Raw genomic sequence first — 17,150 nt, 5'->3', positions numbered from 1 at the left:
GTCACCACGTCGATGCTCAATCCACTGCGCAGAACCAATCATGACCCCGAGGCTAACAGCCCGCTGACGGTTACCAGCTTGTGGGGATGCGCCCGATCGACGTGGATTGGAGCTGCACGGTAAGCCCGCAAGCCGAACCCCGGATGGGACACTGTTCAGGTGATTACAGAGCATGCCCTCTTGCCCGTGATTCCCGGTCGTGAAGTTGAATTCGCTTTCGCCTTCGCCGAGGCGCGGGCCATCATCTCGTCAATGCCTGGATGTCGCAGCCTGATTCTGTCGCGTTCGATCGAGTCTCCGAGCAGATACCTGTTGCTTGTTGAGTGGGAGCGGCTTGACGACCACACGATCGGCTTCAGGCAATCCGCGCAGTACCAGGAATGGCGCGCCCTATTGCACTATTTCTATGAACCGTTCCCATTGGTTGAGCACTTCCAAACCGTGCCGTAACTTGAATTCCTCACGGATGCTGGCTGGAGACCCACCGAGCTTCAGGCCCGGTTCGAGTCAACGCCGGCGGCAGTAGCCAGGTCGACGAGATTCATGGGCTCAGCTTTCGCGTGCGCCGCGTGCGCCGCGTTCGACGGAGGTGCGACCGGAGTGTTCCGAAGCGCGCCGCGCTCAGCCGCACCAGATCCCACGATCTCGACGGTGACGGAGTCCCACTGGTAGACCTCAGTGCCCGGGGCCGGGTTCTGTGAGGTGATGTAGAACAACCCTGGCCACGCGAGATTACCGATAGGTGGCCCATCAGGATCAGGGTTGGCGAGAGTGACCCCAGACTCGGTGGCTAAGTCACGGCCGACATGGAAGGGCAGCCCAACGACATCAGGCACCGTGACGTGATCGGCCAACCGTTCGTCCATAGTAAGACGCTACTCGCCCGCCCGCTACAAACCTACCCCGCACTACTCCTTGAGTTGCCGGGCGGACCAGCGCCTTCGCGAACGGCCAGTACACGGCAGCTCCGCTCGGTGGAGAGCGTTCCGTCACCCGAACCTTGAGCGGGACATCCGAGCGTGGGTTCCGTCCGACTTGTCTCGGGCGAAGCATGGTCTGGTCTTTAGTCGAAGCTCACCGTTCCGTCCATATCGATGTGCCAGCCTGGGTTGTGTGCAATTTCCCAGATGATGCCATTGGGGTCGGCCACGTGGCCGTGGAAGATTCCTCCGAACGCGCCTTCTTGAGCGGGTTTGAGTATGGTGCCTCCCGCCGCATGCATCTCGCTGATCGTTCTCAGCACTTCGTCACGATTGGAGACATTGTGAGAGAGCGTGACTCCGGAAACTCCCGTTGTGGAACGATCGCGAAGTAGGTCATCGTCAAATTTCTCAGAATCGAAGAGTCCGAGGACGAGTCCGGGCGCGACCTGGAAAAACAGGATCTCTCCCGCAATATCGGCAATCGGCGACCAGCCAAGCCCATCCCGATAGAAGGATCGGGCGGCGTCCAGGTCATGAGTGGCAAAGGTGAGAAAGTGCACGCGTTGGTCCATGTTGCCAGTGTGGCAGGGACAGCTGACGATGAGTTTCGGCGTGTCCCTGGCCTTGGACCCGCCTCGAGCCAGCTCTCGATTGATCGTGGCAGCAGGTCGGCCCACCAGGACAGCGATCGCGCGCACGCCGGTAGCACCCAGGTGCAAATTCGCGATCCGGAGTCGTTCCTCCAAGGACAAGTACCGCCCCGACCGCTCTGCCTCAGGAAGAGGGATCCGCCCACCCGTTGCTTGATGCCAACGCCGTCCAGTTCGTCGATTCACACCACAGCATCACATGCTGCAGTCAGCGTCGAGCCTTGAGCCATCAACACCCAAAACCGCGCCTGCTTCTCCACCAACTCATACTTCGACCACACGCACAACACCTCACAAAATCGAGTGTTGCGACGAACAGTTGACTTCGCCAATAGCTATCAAGACACGCAACGAGGCAAATTCGAACTGCTGAACCAATTCATAAGTTGGCTGCCGTCGCCTGTTCCCGTGACAACTGCCGGCGGCGGTCGCGTAGGCGGCGAAGCAGTGGGAGGTGGCGATGAAGAAGCGAAGCAGGTGCGTAAGCATTCGTAGCGCCCAGATGCTCAGCCGTTGATGTCTTGACGGTTGAGGGCGACTACCGCGACTATGAGTAGAGCGGCCGAGACGCCATACAGCAGTCCCAGACCTCCCCAGTCGACCCCATCAGTGAGCGGCGAATTGCGAAACGCCCACGCGTAAGGAGACATGTCGTGCAACCAGTCAAGGTCGGCCGACTGGTTCGCTACGGCATTGAGGGCGTAGCCTCCGACGGCGACCGTGGCAGCGGCACCGGTAGCCCACGCTCGGCGACCGGTCAGTGCTCCGACGGCGAGACCGACCATGGCGGTGAGAAGCGCCAAGCCCAGCAGAGCGGCAGCTTCTGCGATGAGTTTGCGAGCCTCAATGTTCAACCCAGCGCTGTCGTTGAGGGCGAGGATGACCAGGACGCTCAGCAGGCTTAGCCAGAAAAGTCGCGTCAGGATGGATCCCGCGCGTTCAAGTACGACTTGCGCGCGGGTGACGCCGTGGGCGAGAGTGAGTTCGAGGGTGCCCTGCTCTTCGTCGCCTGCGAGAGCTGCATTCCCCCACAGGGTGGCCGCGATAGTGGTGAGTGCGAAACCCATGAGGCCATAGAACGTCGCCGACACGTAACCCGCACCCGTGGTGATAGCTCCATAGTTGAGGGCATTGATAAGTGCGGGTGGCAGCGAGTCCAGCAGTTGCTGCATGTCGGCGTTGCCACCGATCGACGAATAGAGCGGAACGTAGAGAAGTAGTGCTGCGAGGAAGCCGAGGCTCCACCCGATAAGGGAGCGCCACGAGTCGCCGAGCGAGCGACAATACAAGGGCAATGCATCACTCATTTGTCGACTCCTTTCGCGTAGAGCCCGAGCACGGACTCCTCAAGGTCGGGCTCTTCAACCCGCAGATCTATGACAGTGAAGGCGGCAATCGCCTTCACGAAGGGGTCGATATCACCCTCAAGCGTGCCAGAGAGAATGATCGCCTCGCCTGGCGTAATCGTCAGTGCGGAGAGATGGGGGTCGCGGCTGAGATTTTTGCGTACGGCGGCGACCGTGGCGCCTGTGATCGTGGCGACGACACGACGCACGGCGGTGGCGCGCAACGAGTCGACGTCACTCACTGTCACAATGCTTCCGGCCCGCAGGATTGCGACCGAGTCGGCCGCTTGTTGAATTTCGCTGAGCACGTGTGATGAGAGAAAAACGGTCTGACCGTTATCGCGTGCCTCCCGCACCATTGTGAGGAACTCCTGCTGAACGAGAGGATCGAGTCCGCTGGTCGGCTCATCGAGCACGAGAAGGTCAGGCTTGTGCATGAATGCCTGCACAACGCCGAGCTTCTGCTTGTTGCCTTTAGAAAGCTGACGTACGTGGCGGCTCAAGTCGAGGTCGAGTCGCTCGGCGAGCTGCTGGATGACGCCGGGTGTGACACGACCACTGATCTGCGCATAGTGCGCGAGGAGGGTGTGTCCGGTAACCCTACCCTCGAGTCTCAACTCGCCAGGAAGGTACCCGATGCGTCGGCGAAGAGCCGCACCGCCCTCGCGCGGCGATTGGCCAAGAACAGCGATCGAGCCAGAGGTGGGGCGGATGAGATCGAGAAGCAACCGCATGATCGTAGTTTTGCCCGCACCATTGGGCCCGATCACGCCGAAAACTGTTCCCGGCTTGACCGCGAGGTCGATCGAGTCGAGAGCGGTTCGGCGCCCGTAGCGCTTGGTGAGAGCGTGCGTTTCGAGTACGAATGTCATCGGTGACCTTTCAGCGTTTCGCGGGCGGTGAGAAGCATCCTGTCGTCGCGGTTGAGACCGTGTGTGTATCGCCTGGGGGAGGGAATCGTTGACCGCTGGATTGATCTGTAGCTCATCGGCTTAGCTCGGCAGGAGACGCACGTCGACGGACTATTGGTGAACATGTCGACAAGCTGGCGCTGGTGACCGCTCCCACTTGATTGCTTCCTCTCTGTTGCCGTCTCGCAGGTATGTTTCGACATTGGAAAGATTTACAAGACACGGAACCTACTCAAATCGAGTCGTGGGAAATGACACCTCCGGAGGTCACTACATTATGCTGAGCGCGGCAGATCTGTTGCTCGTCGACGGGTTCGGCCCATGTTCTGACGCTTACGGGAAAGATTCTTCATGCGCCTTCGCTGGCTCGCTGTTGTAGTGCTGCTTTTCGCCGCTTTTATGGACCTGCTGGACACGACGATCGTCAATGTCGCGCTGCCCGCGATAGAGAAGGATTTGAGCGCCACCGCCGCTCAGCTCGAGTGGATCGTGTCGGGCTACGTGTTGTCCTTCGCCGTACTCCTCATCACTGGGGGTCGCTTAGGCGATATCTTTGGCCGTAAACGGATGTTTCTCATTGGCGTCACGGGCTTCACCCTCGCCTCCGCGTCCTGCGCGGCCGCCACCAGTGGGGACATGCTGGTGTTCTCTCGGCTGGTGCAGGGCGCCTTCGGAGCCATGATGATTCCCCAGGTTCTCTCGATCATTCAGGTCATGTTCGCGCCGAAGGAGCGTGCCGGGGTGTTTGGCGCTCTCGGAGCGATCTCGGGTCTCGCGGCTGTCGCCGGACCCTTGATCGGTGGCATCCTCGTCACCTATAATGCCTTCGATCTTGGCTGGCGCAGTGTATTCATAATCAACGTGCCCGTTGGTGTGCTCTTGTTTGTAGCGGCCGCGGTATTCATCCCCGAATCACGGAGCGTCAAACGCGTTGGCCTTGACCTACTCGGTGTCGTTCTCATTTCGGCGACTTTGTTCCTGCTGGTCTTCGGCTTGATCGAGGGTCGAGATTTGGGCTGGCCTCTCGGCATTTGGATCATGATCGCCGCCAGCCCCGTCCTGCTTGCGGTATTCGTCTGGCAGCAGGGCGCACGGGATAGGAAATCTGGTTCCGCACTCGTACCAACGTCCCTCTTCCACAGCCGCGGTTACTCCGCCGGAGTGATCACGTCGTTCTCATTTAGCGCTTCCATCGGCGGCTTTTTTCTGATCTTGGTGCTTTACCTGCAAATTGGACTGGGCTTTACGGCGATCGCTGCAGCTCTCGCCACTTTGCCTTTTAGTATTGGCGCACTGGTCGGCAGCGGCATTGCGGTGCCTCTCGGCCCGCGCCTGGGCAAGCGACTCATATTGCTCGGTGCTCTCGCTCAAATCGGCGGATACCTGTGGATCGCATATATCGTTGCAGCTCAGGGCAACGCGCTCGTCGGTACAAACCTGATCGTTCCGATGACTTTGGCCGGCCTGGGTCTGACGCTGCTGGTCGTTCCTCTGACCGATGTTGCTTTGGCCCAGACGTCCATCGCCAACGCGGGCGCCGCGTCGGGGGTGCTTGGTACATTTCAGCAGGTGGGTTCAGCCATCGGTGTAGCTGTCGTCGGCGTTGTTTTCTTTGGCATCGTCGGAACCACCTTCGCGCCCGACGTGCTTCGGGATGCGTTCCTCGGTGGGATCTGGGTGCCGATCACGGCGCTGTGCCTGGCCGCAGTCGCTAGCTTCCTTCTCCCAAGCGTCGCTCAGGTGGCCGCGCACAAGGTGGATGCGGAACTGGCCATCGAGCGTGAAGCAGTAGAAAACGCGGAAGACGCCATTCCGGTGTAGCCCTACAGCACCGGCGGTCACTATTTAGAAGCACGGACCAGAGCTTTTTGACACAAGCTGGCTCGCTATTGGAAGTTCAACCGCGGGACCTGATGATCGAGTGCAGTGGTTTTCTTCAGCGGCTCAGCGTCTACATCCGGGCTACCTTCCCGGAAGCGGACGTAATGCTATTCGACGAGCCAGATGCGCACTTGCGCGCATCCGAACTCAACTCGTTGAGCGATTTCACGTTCTATTCGCCGCCCGATCCACCGTTCCCCGGGACACTCCGACCAGCCGGGATATCTCCCGTTTCGCATGCTTCCCGTCGAATGCCGGTGGTGAATCTCTGCTCAATCATCTAATTTGATCACCTTCAATGATGGACGGTGGCTCTATTTTCAGTTGGCGTTAATATTCGGTGACGGTGTTCTGTGGCGTGGTTCGGTGACGGTCAGCGTCGGCTCTGCAGGGGAGTGGATGGCCGTTTACGAGTCGGATGCGGAAAGTCGGGGGTGATTGCGCTGGTGTCCCCAGATCGGGAGCAGGTTTGAGGTGACCATTATGAGTGATCCGCCGCGAATGGCCTCCGTCGACAGGGTTGCGGCCGCTGTCAACCTGGTTGCAGAAGGCGGAGTGAGCATGCGACTGCTGCGAGCAACACTGCGCCGCTGACCGCCGAGAGTAACCGCGCGGGTGGTCACAGGCCGTAGCGCCGCCCCCATACCGCTTGCCGGCTCCCTGACGGCTGCGGAGTCTTCGCCACGGCGAGCACGCACGTCGAATACCGCAGCAATGGTCGCGATGCGGGGCGCGAGGCGGATCCTCCGGCGGTGCCTGACCTTGCGGTGTGCTGCTTCGTTATGTGAGCGTCATGATCTGGCAGTGAGAGGCGTCGAAGGGATTTTCGCGACGGTCGCCGTTTTAGTGAACCTTCACGACGCGGACACCATTGCCAAACGCGACATGGTCCGGATGTTCTCTGCCGCCGGCGTTGGGGCGGGGTAGTACCAGGCGGCATTCACATTCTCCTGCCCGTCGATGATGACCGTGTAGTACTTTGCAGTGCCTTTCCATGGGCACTGCGATGTTAACGATGTGCGGGAGAAGTACGCAGAGTTGAGCGACTTAGTCGGGAAGTACTGGTTGCCTTCAACCAGGATGGTTTCATCCGACTTTGCCAGTACGACAGCAGTCCAGACTGCTTGATACATGGCCCGCTCCCTGCATATTGTGTGCGGGACTGACCCGCAACTGCACTGAGTATAGGCGTCTTTCCCGGCGCGGTTCTATTACCGGGTACATATAGAGCGCACACCGGAGTACGTGAACATGACCTTAGCGTCGGAAATACTCGACGAATTTTTAAGGCAAACTTATTTGATGCCGCTGCGCGCGAAACCCTGCACGAAGAAGCGCTGGAATACCAAGAACAGCACCACCATGGGCACCACGTTGATCAGGGCGAACGCCATTGTCGCACCAAAATCTGACCCGAACTGGCCCTGCAAGTAGAGCAGGCCGATCGGCAGAGTGAATAGTTCGTTCTGCTTAAGGGCAATGAGAGGCCAAGCAAAATCATTCCACGACTGCAACAGCGTCATAAAGAAGAGTACGGCGATCAGCGGTTTTGAGAGCGGCAATACTATACTTCCGAACACTCTCAGGTGGCTGGCCCCGTCGATGCGGGCTGCTTCGATCAGGTCGCGCGGGATGGAGAGAATGAACTGGCGTGCCAGGAACAGCCCGAAGGCACTCGCGGCCGTGGGTAGGATGACCGCCCAGTAGCTGCCATAAAGCCCGAGGTTCGTTACGAGCCGAAACAGCGGCACCATAATCACCTGCACGGGAATCATCAGTGTCGTCAGGGCGATGAGGAAGACGACGTTTGAACCGCGGAACTTGAGCTGCGACAGGGCGTACCCGCCTAACAGGTTAACGAATACCGTGAGAACTGCGACCGTGGCCGAGATTGCCAGAGAGTTGCTAAACCAGGTGGCGATCGGGAATCCGGCGAGGACGCGCTCGAAGTTTCCAATTGTCAGGGCACGCGGCCAGAGACGCAGTGTGCCACCCAGCAGCTCGGAACGCGATGAGAACGCGACTACAAGCATCCAGTACAGCGGGAACAGCACAACGATACTGATGAGAATCGCCCCTACGATGCGGGCTACGAACCCGCGTCGGGATCCTCTTCGCGAGCGAGGCGCACCTCGTCTTGTCGTCTTCTGCCTGCGGGTCGCCGGCGTTGGCGCGGGCGAGAGGATGGATGTGGTCATGATGGTGTCCTTATTCGACCAGGTCCCGGCCACGGTTGGTTCGCCACCGCACCGCAGTGAAAACAAAAGTTACGAGAAGAAGCACGACACCGATTGCGGCTGCGTAGCCCTGGTCGCGAGTTACGAAACCCGTGTCGTAGGCGTAGGTGACAAGCACGGAGGTGGCATTCTGCGGACCGCCGCCGGTCATTACGAACACGATGTCGAAGACTTGGAAGGAGTAGATGACGTTCAGGATGAGCAGGAAAAATGACGATGGGCCGAGCAGGGGCACGGTCACATTCCGGAATCGGGCCCAGGAGCCCGCCCCATCCAGTTCGGCCGCTTCGTAAAGTTCGGGGCCGATACCTTGAAGGCCCGCCAGGTAGATGAGCATGTTGAATCCCACTCTCCACCACAGCGTAACGAGAACAACGGATACGAACGCGGCGGACCCACCGGACTGCCAGTTGACGCTCGGGAGCCCGATGAACCGGATCAGATTGTTGAGGATGCCGCTGTTCTCGTTGAAGACGAGTACACCGATCAGTGCGGTGGCTACACCCGAAATAGCCATCGGGACGATGAGAATGGAACGGAACACCCCGCGGGCGGGAAGGATCGAGTTGAACAGCACGGCTGCGCCGAGGCCAAGACCCATCGACAGAGGCGTCACGATGAGTGTGAACAACAAGGTGTTTGCCGTGGCTCTCCAGAAAAGCGGGTCGCTGATCAGACGCTCGTAATTGGCGACACCCACAAATTCACCAACCCCGAACCCGTTGGTCTTCTGAAAGCTAATCACCACGGCCCACACGAGCGGGACGAGTACGAATAGGCCAAGCAGCAGTAAGTTCGGCGTCAGAAACAACCACCCCGCAAGCGCTTCGCGCACGATTTTCGTATCACGACGCCCCAGGCGTTTCGGGAGCGGAGGTGGTGGCGCGACCCGGTCTTGCTCGGCGACGACTCGTGTCACGAACTGCCCGTAGTTTGGGCGATCCCGTCTGCGATTGATTTCAAGGTGTCGGCGGTACTTGTCGAACCAGCGAAGGCCGATTCCAGATTGTCCTGGAGAACAGTGATGATTCTCGACATGTTGGGGGAGGCCACCTGGCTTGAGTCGTCAGCGCGCACCGTAGAAGCCTGGCCGAGGAAAATGGGGGCGAGCTCAGGGCGTACGTCAAAATCGATGCCCGACTCGTTCAGATCTTTGCGGGTCGGCAAGAGTGAGGCAGTCTCGCAGAAGTCGCGCATTTGCATATCGCCCGTGACGAAATCAAGGAAGGCTGCGGCGAGCTCCGGGTTGGCAGTGACCGCGGTGGCAACGAGCGCATTCCCTCCGAAGTCGCCCCCGCCGCGCTCACCACGCGGGGCGAAGGTCGCGCCCCACTCAAAGTCCAGTGTGTTTGTGGCATCCGGAATAGCGAACGCACCAGACCACACCATCGCCGAAGTCTGCGAATACCACGTATCGCTTGCGAAGGTGGCCGATTTGATGGTGTTGTTCGGCGGCACAAAATTCTTCGTGAAGAAACTGGACGAGAACTCGAGGGCAGCCGTTCCCGCGTCCGAGTCGATCGCCGGGGCGGTGAGGTTCGTGTCCAGGAACCGGCCGTCCGCTTGGAAGAGCAGGCTGAGCCAGCGGGTGACGCCATTACCCTGCCAGTTGTAGGCCATGGGGTATGCATCTGCGGGTTGGGCGGCACGCAGAGTCGCCGCCACCTCGGAGAGCTCATCCCACGTCCAGGCACTCTCGAGTGAGGTAGGGACCGACGTGATCCCGGCCGATTCCAGGGCTGCTTTGTTGTACAGGATCGCTGAGGTGTCGGTGTGGTGAGGCACTCCGAACGGCTTGTCGTTGCCCTGCACGGCAGCCCAAGCCGCGTCGGTGAATCGATCAGAAAACCCGGACTCTAGGTACGGGCTCAGGTCCAAGAGCTGGTCACGACCGGCGTAACTGCCAAACGTGTAATACGGCACACGAAAAATGTCCGGCGGATTCCCCGCCTGCAGTTGGGCATCGATGTTAGTGAACATCTGGCCGTAGGGGACCGAGTTCAACTCGACTTTTACTCCCGCGTTAGCCTCCTCGAACGCCGCGATGACGCGAGCGAAACTTGCCAGCTCCGCGTCTGTACCCCACGTAGTAAATGTCAACGTTTTTGACCCTGTGGCCGAAGCAGTTGACTGCTGCGGCGCGAAACCGCATCCTGATAACAACACGGGTAACGTCACCGCTCCGGATCCGATCAGGAAATGGCGTCTACTGAAATTCATGCAGGATCCTCCAACTGAGTCTGAGATGGACGAGCTTCAACGGTTACTGCCGTTGGAATCATTCAACAGCAAGTTCGACAATGATCGTTGCCCGGCAAACGCAAGACGGCGAACTAACCGACGTATGCCGAGCCACAGCGGGCGGGCGATTTAGCGCACGTCTTCGTCTCCTCTGATGGACCCTGACCTCGTTGTGTGGACACCTCACAACGAGGTCAGGGCTAAAGTGAAGAAGCTCGTTTACCTGCGCTGGAAAAAGCGTTTGGGGCCCGTAGTGATTGGCGTAAAACTGGAGCCGTGTCTCGAACTGTAGCGCAGAAGATGGGAATCAAGCAGGGCGCGCTGGCCTACTTCGTCAACGCCCCGCTTCAACGCTGAAGACCATCGATCTACCAAAGTTGGACGTCAGCGAGGATCTCGATGGTGAATTCGACTACATCCACTTCTTCAGCGTGACGCAAGTCGAGATGCACGGCACCTTTCCCAGACTCAAGCTTCATCTCAAGCCGTCGGGCATGTTGTGGCTCTCCTGGCCGAAGGCGCGGAAACTGGGCTCAGATCTAAATCTGCCGAAGGTCATCGAGATCGGATACAGCTGTGGACTCGTGGAGAGCACATGTCTGCGCGTCGACGACACGTGGGCAGGGCTGAAGTTCACTCACCCGAAGAACGGTAAGATCTACAACAACAGCCAGGGAACCTTGCTTAATATCTGAGCCGAATGCGCTGTCCTGACCTCGTGGTGGTCATGATTAATTCGGTCATTCGGCCTGCCCTGCTTACTCCTTGAGTGAGCTCGTCGCCGGGGGCAGGTTGCGCCCGCATCAGCGACGGGAAGGACACTATGCACGCCTCCGAGACACTTCGCACGAACTTGCAGTCCGTTCTTGTCGATCTGATTGCGCTGCATTTGCAGGGCAAGCAGGCGCACTGGAACATCGTCGGACCGAACTTTCGTGACCTGCACCTGCACCTCGATGAAATCGTCGAGGATGTGCGTGAATTTTCTGATCAATTGGCCGAACGCTTGCGCGCCCTCAACGCGCAGCCCGACGGACGCATCGAAACCGTGGCCGCGACGACGCACTTGCCGAGCTTTCCCGCTGGCGAGGTTCTCACGACCGACGCGATCAACCTCATCACGCAACGCCTGAACCTCACGGTGGAGAACATGCGCGTCGTGCACGATGACGTCGACGAGGAAGATCCCACCAGCGCCGATATCCTGCACCTTTTCATTGAGAAGTTGGAGCAGCACGCTTGGATGGTCAGCGCCGAGAATCGGCAGCCGCAATTGCCGATCGCGTCGGGCATATAGTCGAAAACGTTCGACTATGCCCATTTCTTCGAAAGGAACTCCATGAAGGCACTCGTCTATAAAGGTCCGGGCCAGAAGTCGTGGGAAGAGGTGCCCAACCCGGCGATCCTGCAACCGACCGACGTTATCGTGAAAATCAACACGACGACGATCTGCGGCACCGACCTGCACATACTTAAAGGCCACGTTCCCACTGTCGAGGTGGGAAGGATCCTCGGCCACGAGGGCGTGGGCACGATCACCGAGCTTGGGGCGGCCGTGACGAGCCTTAAAGTGGGCGACCAGGTCATTCTTTCCTGCGTCTCCGCTTGCGGACACTGCAGTTACTGCAAGGTAGGGGTGTATTCGCACTGCCTTGCCGACGAAGGCGCATCGGGCACCGGCTGGATTTTGGGCCATCTCATCGACGGAACGCAGGCCGAGTACGTGCGGGTACCCTTCGCGGAGACGTCGGTTTATCTGCTGCCCGAGAACGTCACCCCTCAGCAGGGAACTGTGCTTTCGGACATCTTGCCGACTGGGCACGAGATCGGTGTGAAGTATGGCAGGGTCAAGGCCGGCGATGTCGTCGCGGTCGTCGGTGCGGGTCCGGTCGGACTCGCGGTGATCGCCACGGCTGGTCTCTACGGTCCCTCGCGGATCATTGCGATCGACCTCGACGCCAATCGAGTGGAGGAGGCCAGAAAGTTCGGTGCCACCGACACGGTCGTCTCGAGTGAAACCGACTGGAAGAAGCAGGTACTCGCGATGACCGACGGGCTCGGGGTTGACGTCGCGATCGAGGCCGTTGGTATTCCGCAGACCTTCGCAATGTGTCTTGACATCGTGCGTCCTGCCGGCGCCGTGGCGAACGTCGGAGTGCATAGTAAATCGGTCGACTTCCCGCTGCAGGACTTGTGGATTTCGAACATCAATATCAGCATGGGCCTCGTCAATACCGACACGCTCGATATTCTTCTCAAGCTCGTCGCACAGAAAAAGATCGTGGCCGAAAACTTCATCAGCCACACCTTCAAACTCGAAGACATCATCGAGGCCTACGACGTGTTCGGGCGTGCCGCCGAGACGAAAGCTCTGAAGGTTCTTCTTAACGCATGAGTAACTCTCCATTCGGAGCCGAATATACCGAAAGTATTTTGCACTTCTAATTCTGGGCTGTCAGCACCCACGGACCACTTTTCAACGAGCGTCGACAGATGTTATGTGGCGCGAGTTGTCCCAAGAGGTATTTACCGTGCTGACAGCACGTCGGGGATTAGTCTGCGTCGTCGGACGGCGCGGGTGAGCCCATGTCTTCGGACCAGACCGCGGTGGCTCCACTGTGGCCGATGAGTATTGCTTGGACGGTGGTCCCGGTAGAGACGACTAAGGCGACTAGTAGCAAGGTGACGGTGATCCACCTTGGACCACGCCGCACGGATAATACGGACTCTGAACTCGTTGATGCTCTGACGTTGGCACGGCGCTCACGGATGTTCCACCAGAGCAGGGCGGCCGCGACGACTGTGAGACCTGCCACCCAGGGGAGGAGTCCCTCAGCGAGGTTGGCGTGGGTTTCAATCAGGGCGTTCTCGCCTACGCGTGATTGTAACTTCTCACCGGACTCCGTCGAGAGGGGTACAAGTATGAGCGCGGCCAATACCGCGCCGAGGGGCAGATATCCGGCCCAACGGCGAAAGCGTGGCCATGCGGCCGCGAGAATCACGAGGAGAACGGCGAGGGGGACTGTGACCTCGGTCGCGTGAACAACGAAGGGATGCAGAGGAAGGCCAAAGAAGGTGTCAAACATGATGCTCCTGGGGTATGCGACGCAGAAAATTGCAAGATGCCGGTGCTGAACACACAACCACCGGTTGATACCGTGCCGCGAACCGCCGTCGGCTTGGTGCACACGCCTGAGAAGGACCGTGCAGGCTAATGCTAGGCACCCAAATTTTGGAGCGCTAGAAAGGACAGGCTGCGCTAACAGCGGCACCCTTCTGCGCAGGGTTCCCTCGGCGTCGCGAACCCGGCGCAGCCTAGCGTCGAAGCACCCTCGAGTGCGTCCTTAAGGGCGTGTTCGAGCCGAGCCAGTGCTGACATGGGGGTCAGAGAGGGGGTGTTTGTGATTCGGGCAATTACCTCCTACCGTGACGAGAAAGCGGGCTGAACTTCATCGCAGGAAAGGACGTGTCGTGGTCATTCCGACTCTAATAAAGATGGGGCGTTATTGATCCAGTTTTCAGTTTTGCGCTTATCGCAGTCCTTACGGCGGCGTGGTTCTACATCCTTTACGTTGTGGTGTATCGCGCGGTGCGGAAAGCTATTCGAGACGCGTGCGCACTGACGTGTAAGCGGCAAGAGGGTTCAGCTCGACAGGTTTCAGACAAATAGTACGAAGCAACGAACATGATTTGTGGCCCCTCTCTTTTTGAACGCGCTGGTGTCAGTGGACCTCTCAGCCAGCGTCGATATGTTATGCGGAAGAAGCCCGGCGATAAATGCGAAACCCACACTCTGTTAGATTCGATTCGGTCCCACCGGTGACCGGACGCTCTTTTTGGAAGCGTCGCCGGCTTTATGTGAATACCCGGGTTTTTACAGGCTAAGGTCCGAGGAGGACACTCAATGACTGATAATTCGCTGAACAAGATTGAGCTCGTTGCGAAGGTTGCAGCAAATTCAGGACAGAGCCACATCGCAGTCGATGGCATTCTGAACACATTCTTTGCAACCCTCGCTGAGGCCGTGAAGAACGATAGCAAGGTTATTATTCCGGGATGGCTCGGGGTTGAGCGCACGGCAACTGCAGCGCGCACCGGTCGCAATCCGCAGACGGGTGAAGAGATCGCCATCGCCGCGAGTCACCGCGTCAAGCTCACGGCCGGAAGCAAACTCAAAGCGGCCGCCAAATAAGCTTCTGCGCAAGGCACCGCAAGTAGAGCGTCGACGTGGTCGACGCTCTACTTGCGTTACTGAGCGGTTGTTGCGTTTGACCGTGACGCGCCGCCAACGCATCACGGGTGGACTCAAGTTTCGTCTTCTTCGTCACAGCATCGAGTGTTGTCATCACGGCACCTTTCCCGCCAGACCCACCTCCAGCGCGTCAATCCGGAAACATCGCTTCAGCGACAGTCCTAGAAACCATCACTGAAACACCGAACTGGACGGTATTGAGGCGAAACCAAATGATCAGCCGATTGGTCAACCCCAGAACAGGGGGTGCACCCCGGGCTATGACTTGCGCAAGAGCTCGCGATCTCAGTCGTGGCGCGGATCTTTGGGAAAACGCCTGCCAATGCCTCATTGTTCGCATCGCCGAGGTATGCGTAGCATGAATATCGACAGCAAAATCAACATGCTGAAAGACACGGGCAATGAAATGCCCCTTGAATTTACCGGATCTGAAAGGTTTCCGAATGCATCGCAGATTTGCCCCCGTTGCTCGCTCGAACGCTGCGAAACTCGGCCTCACCGGCTTGGTTGCTTTCGCTCTTTTCACGTCCGCGCTCCAAGCCTCGGCCGCAGAAAACCAGGTCACCGTGTACCCCAGCGACCTCTCATCGACCAATGCGAGTAGTGAACGGACTAAATGGGACGCTACCGGCGTCAGCAAATTTGCTGAGTTTCCCGAGGTCGGCACCAAGTGGGCACTCGACATCGAGAACAAGCCAAAAGGATCCGCGACGATTGATGGGGACGGTCTGATACTCAGCGTCACTGGCGAAACCCAGGAGACCATCACCAAAATTCGCTATCAGTACTACGTGGGAACAGGAGGCTACCCGGCGGTCGACGCCCAGTCGCCGATTCTGGCAGACGTGTTCGCTGCACCGTTGGGCTGGGACCAGACGTATCTTTCCGGCGCCGAGACCTTGGGCACCGTGCTGCAGATCCAGCTGGAGAAAGAAACCACTGCTGGCGTCTATGATCGCGTGACCGTGACCAACGTTTCGAGTCCTGGAACCGGTGAGCGCAACTTTGGCTCTGGCCTTTGGTTCTCAAACTCGGATATCCACGCTGATGGCTATAAGCAGGGCGACGTAATCCTCCCGGCTAACTTTGGGCTCCCCGGCGTGTCACCGGAGGTGCTGGAGAAGAACTTTGGCGAGTTCACGGTAGTGTCTTTTGGTCCGAATCTCGGACGTGACAAAGCGTATGACTATCGGATCCAGGACTTCACGATCCTCGGTCAGACGTTCCACTTCACAGTGGATACCACGGCCCCCGTTGTGGCGATCACTGGTGGTGCGAGCGCGTCTACGAATGACACGACGCCCACAATCACGGGCACCACGGACGCCTCGGTCGGCACCATCGTGACCGTGACGGTCGCCGGGCAGACACTCACGACAACCGTTCAAACCGGGGGAACGTGGAGCGTCATGCCGGGACCACTCACTGTCGGCACCAACGCCGTTGTAGTCTCAGTCACCGACCCTGCTCTGAACACGGGCACCGCGAGCCAGACCTTGATGATTATGCCGGGAGTGAGCACGAGCTCGACGGTGTCCGTTTCGCCATCCGGTTCGGCGTTAGCAGGTACGGCTGTGGCTGTCACGGGAACTGTGTCACCGGTGACGGCGATCGGTAGTATCGAGATTTTCGATGGCACGACTTCGCTGGGCGAGGGCGACGTGACTGATGGTGTGTTCACGTTGGAGACTTCTGCGCTTGCCGTTGGCAACCATAGTTTCACCGCCATGTTCACTCCGACCAACGTCGAGAGCTATCTGGCGTCGACGTCGGCTGCGGTCACGTTCTCCGTCAACAAGAAAGAGCTGCCGGTCGAGCCGCCGTCGACGAGCACTGAGCAGCTCGAGGTACTCATCGAGACGCAAAACCTCGACGTTCCGGGCACCACGGACAGTTTTGTGCCGAGCGGTGACACTACGAACAACGCCCTGGATTCTCTCGACGTGAGCAAGCTCTTCTCCGGGACTTTGCCATGGTCGGACGGGGCGGACAGTTTCGTTGATGTGTACGCTTACTCGTCACCGGTCTTCCTCGGTACTTTCCCTGTGGTCAACGGGGTGGTGCAGATCACCGGCGTCGACCTGTCCGCACTCGAAGCAGGTGGACACAACTTGGTGTTCGTCGGTCAAACCAGCGGAACCGTCTCGGTCATGGCGGTGACCGTAGCTGCGCCCGTGGCGGCGCCCGTGATTCCGGCCAGATCCTCGAGTGGCCTTGCCGTGACGGGTGTCGACCCGGCCGTCTCGATCGGGGCGGCAGGTATTCTTCTCCTGCTTGGCTTGGGGTCGCTGATCCCTGTCGCTCGTCGTCGTCGGGCATAAACCAACGCAGTTCGTGAGTGATTCGACAGCTACTGGACCGATGAGGCTTCGGGAAGGGTCACCGTGCTGGTGGCAGCGACTCTCTATGGCTTGATTTTGCTGGGCTGCAGAGACGTCGGACACCGACTAGTTCATCGTGTTGAGCGTCCCGTAAGGGATTGGCGGATTCAACCGGTCGTCGCAACGATGGGCTTTTTTGGCTCTGACAATAATGAACCGTCCCGGGTTTCATGCCGCCGTTTTGATGCTTCTATTGATGTCAAGTGGTAATTGTGGCCGATTGTTGGTCTAGCCAGGTGCGGTAGTGCCGGGCGAGGTCGTAGTTGACATTGATGCCGCGTTCGAGGCGGGAGATGGTGCCCTGAGCAACGCCGCAGTGATTGGCGGT

General features: G+C 58.9%; 16 protein-coding genes and 1 pseudogene. 7 read left to right on the top strand and 10 right to left on the bottom strand.

From position 1 onward, the window contains the following. The first annotated feature begins 159 nt into the window (after nt 1-159). Nucleotides 160-450 (top strand): antibiotic biosynthesis monooxygenase, encoded by a 291-nt coding sequence (locus CXY78_RS00790; protein WP_104087572.1) that lies wholly within the window; start codon nt 160-162, stop codon nt 448-450. Nucleotides 451-491: 41 nt separating this feature from the next. Here CXY78_RS00790 and CXY78_RS20565 read toward each other — a convergent pair whose 3' ends face one another. The 5 genes and pseudogenes from CXY78_RS20565 to CXY78_RS00765 all read right to left on the bottom strand — a co-directional run bounded on the left by CXY78_RS20565 (nt 492) and on the right by CXY78_RS00765 (nt 3,791). Further along, nucleotides 492-866 carry a PASTA domain-containing protein gene (locus CXY78_RS20565; protein WP_140425603.1) on the bottom strand — a complete coding sequence of 125 codons (375 nt, stop codon included), beginning with the start codon at nt 864-866 and terminating at the stop codon, nt 492-494. Nucleotides 867-1,063: 197 nt separating this feature from the next. Next, a complete protein-coding gene (locus CXY78_RS00780) occupies nt 1,064-1,495 on the bottom strand; it encodes a VOC family protein (protein WP_233206037.1) in 432 nt (143 codons plus the stop codon). A 72-nt stretch (nt 1,496-1,567) separates the two neighbouring features. After that, nucleotides 1,568-1,759 (bottom strand): annotated as a pseudogene (locus CXY78_RS21350) (helix-turn-helix domain-containing protein); the annotation flags it as partial. Between the two features lie 320 nt (nt 1,760-2,079). Further along, complete coding sequence (locus tag CXY78_RS00770; RefSeq protein WP_104087568.1) at nt 2,080-2,880, bottom strand: ABC transporter permease subunit; 801 nt, start codon at nt 2,878-2,880, stop codon at nt 2,080-2,082. Continuing rightward, the gene (locus tag CXY78_RS00765; protein WP_104087566.1) at nt 2,877-3,791 is read right to left on the bottom strand and encodes an ABC transporter ATP-binding protein; all 915 of its coding nucleotides are present in this window, start codon (nt 3,789-3,791) and stop codon (nt 2,877-2,879) included. Before CXY78_RS00765 ends, CXY78_RS00770 begins: the two co-directional genes overlap by 4 nt. A 390-nt stretch (nt 3,792-4,181) precedes the next feature. On the opposite strand from CXY78_RS00765, the gene CXY78_RS00760 reads away from it, so the two are divergent. Further along, nucleotides 4,182-5,651 carry an MFS transporter gene (locus tag CXY78_RS00760; RefSeq protein ID WP_104087565.1) on the top strand — a complete coding sequence of 490 codons (1,470 nt, stop codon included), beginning with the start codon at nt 4,182-4,184 and terminating at the stop codon, nt 5,649-5,651. Nucleotides 5,652-6,565: 914 nt separating this feature from the next. Here the strand turns inward: CXY78_RS00760 and CXY78_RS00755 are convergent. The 4 genes from CXY78_RS00755 to CXY78_RS00740 all read right to left on the bottom strand — a co-directional run bounded on the left by CXY78_RS00755 (nt 6,566) and on the right by CXY78_RS00740 (nt 10,168). Further along, a complete protein-coding gene (locus CXY78_RS00755; protein WP_199182557.1) occupies nt 6,566-6,844 on the bottom strand; it encodes a DUF427 domain-containing protein in 279 nt (92 codons plus the stop codon). A gap of 162 nt (nt 6,845-7,006) precedes the next feature. After that, nucleotides 7,007-7,909 carry a carbohydrate ABC transporter permease gene (locus CXY78_RS00750; RefSeq protein ID WP_104087575.1) on the bottom strand — a complete coding sequence of 301 codons (903 nt, stop codon included), beginning with the start codon at nt 7,907-7,909 and terminating at the stop codon, nt 7,007-7,009. A gap of 10 nt (nt 7,910-7,919) precedes the next feature. Continuing rightward, a complete protein-coding gene (locus CXY78_RS00745; RefSeq protein ID WP_233206036.1) occupies nt 7,920-8,867 on the bottom strand; it encodes a carbohydrate ABC transporter permease in 948 nt (315 codons plus the stop codon). Then, entirely contained in the window at nt 8,864-10,168 is a 1,305-nt protein-coding gene (locus CXY78_RS00740) for a sugar ABC transporter substrate-binding protein (RefSeq protein WP_104087563.1), read from the bottom strand. Before CXY78_RS00740 ends, CXY78_RS00745 begins: the two co-directional genes overlap by 4 nt. A gap of 398 nt (nt 10,169-10,566) precedes the next feature. Here CXY78_RS00740 and CXY78_RS00735 point away from each other — a divergent pair, with 398 nt between their 5' ends. The 3 genes from CXY78_RS00735 (at nt 10,567) to CXY78_RS00725 (ending at nt 12,584) form a co-directional block, all read left to right on the top strand. Further along, nucleotides 10,567-10,884, top strand: coding sequence for a hypothetical protein (locus tag CXY78_RS00735; RefSeq protein WP_233206035.1), 318 nt, complete (start codon nt 10,567-10,569; stop codon nt 10,882-10,884). A 128-nt stretch (nt 10,885-11,012) separates the two neighbouring features. Further along, complete coding sequence (locus CXY78_RS00730; RefSeq protein WP_104087562.1) at nt 11,013-11,486, top strand: Dps family protein; 474 nt, start codon at nt 11,013-11,015, stop codon at nt 11,484-11,486. Nucleotides 11,487-11,528: 42 nt separating this feature from the next. After that, on the top strand, nt 11,529-12,584 hold the full coding sequence (locus CXY78_RS00725; protein ID WP_104087560.1) for a zinc-dependent alcohol dehydrogenase family protein: 1,056 nt from the start codon (nt 11,529-11,531) through the stop codon (nt 12,582-12,584). Between the two features lie 157 nt (nt 12,585-12,741). Here the strand turns inward: CXY78_RS00725 and CXY78_RS00720 are convergent, their stop codons facing one another. After that, nucleotides 12,742-13,275, bottom strand: coding sequence for a DUF2231 domain-containing protein (locus CXY78_RS00720; protein ID WP_104087559.1), 534 nt, complete (start codon nt 13,273-13,275; stop codon nt 12,742-12,744). A gap of 818 nt (nt 13,276-14,093) precedes the next feature. On the opposite strand from CXY78_RS00720, the gene CXY78_RS00715 reads away from it, so the two are divergent. Together CXY78_RS00715 and CXY78_RS00710 are read left to right on the top strand one after the other, a co-directional pair. Beyond that, nucleotides 14,094-14,381: an HU family DNA-binding protein gene (locus CXY78_RS00715; protein ID WP_104087558.1), complete on the top strand. Its 288-nt coding sequence runs from the start codon at nt 14,094-14,096 to the stop codon at nt 14,379-14,381. A 503-nt stretch (nt 14,382-14,884) separates the two neighbouring features. Further along, on the top strand, nt 14,885-16,762 hold the full coding sequence (locus CXY78_RS00710; protein ID WP_158253229.1) for an Ig-like domain repeat protein: 1,878 nt from the start codon (nt 14,885-14,887) through the stop codon (nt 16,760-16,762). The last annotated feature ends 388 nt before the right edge of the window (nt 16,763-17,150 follow it).

The sequence above is a fragment of the Cryobacterium sp. N19 genome (assembly GCF_002929595.1).
In the GTDB taxonomy this organism is placed as follows: domain Bacteria; phylum Actinomycetota; class Actinomycetes; order Actinomycetales; family Microbacteriaceae; genus Cryobacterium; species Cryobacterium flavum.
The sequence above is the reverse complement of the archived record's forward strand: the minus strand, read 5'-3'. Positions and strand labels throughout refer to the sequence as shown.

Excerpts from the sequence above, each read along its gene's own strand:
- CXY78_RS20565 (WP_140425603.1), bottom strand. The coding sequence starts at position 866 with ATGGACGAACGGTTGGCCGATCACGTCACGGTGCCTGATGTCGTTGGG.
- CXY78_RS00780 (WP_233206037.1), bottom strand. The coding sequence starts at position 1,495 with ATGGACCAACGCGTGCACTTTCTCACCTTTGCCACTCATGACCTGGAC.
- CXY78_RS00770 (WP_104087568.1), bottom strand. The coding sequence starts at position 2,880 with ATGAGTGATGCATTGCCCTTGTATTGTCGCTCGCTCGGCGACTCGTGG.
- CXY78_RS00765 (WP_104087566.1), bottom strand. The coding sequence starts at position 3,791 with ATGACATTCGTACTCGAAACGCACGCTCTCACCAAGCGCTACGGGCGC.
- CXY78_RS00760 (WP_104087565.1), top strand. The coding sequence starts at position 4,182 with ATGCGCCTTCGCTGGCTCGCTGTTGTAGTGCTGCTTTTCGCCGCTTTT.
- CXY78_RS00755 (WP_199182557.1), bottom strand. The coding sequence starts at position 6,844 with ATGTATCAAGCAGTCTGGACTGCTGTCGTACTGGCAAAGTCGGATGAA.
- CXY78_RS00750 (WP_104087575.1), bottom strand. The coding sequence starts at position 7,909 with ATGACCACATCCATCCTCTCGCCCGCGCCAACGCCGGCGACCCGCAGG.
- CXY78_RS00740 (WP_104087563.1), bottom strand. The coding sequence starts at position 10,168 with ATGAATTTCAGTAGACGCCATTTCCTGATCGGATCCGGAGCGGTGACG.
- CXY78_RS00730 (WP_104087562.1), top strand. The coding sequence starts at position 11,013 with ATGCACGCCTCCGAGACACTTCGCACGAACTTGCAGTCCGTTCTTGTC.
- CXY78_RS00725 (WP_104087560.1), top strand. The coding sequence starts at position 11,529 with ATGAAGGCACTCGTCTATAAAGGTCCGGGCCAGAAGTCGTGGGAAGAG.
- CXY78_RS00720 (WP_104087559.1), bottom strand. The coding sequence starts at position 13,275 with ATGTTTGACACCTTCTTTGGCCTTCCTCTGCATCCCTTCGTTGTTCAC.
- CXY78_RS00715 (WP_104087558.1), top strand. The coding sequence starts at position 14,094 with ATGACTGATAATTCGCTGAACAAGATTGAGCTCGTTGCGAAGGTTGCA.
- CXY78_RS00710 (WP_158253229.1), top strand. The coding sequence starts at position 14,885 with ATGCATCGCAGATTTGCCCCCGTTGCTCGCTCGAACGCTGCGAAACTC.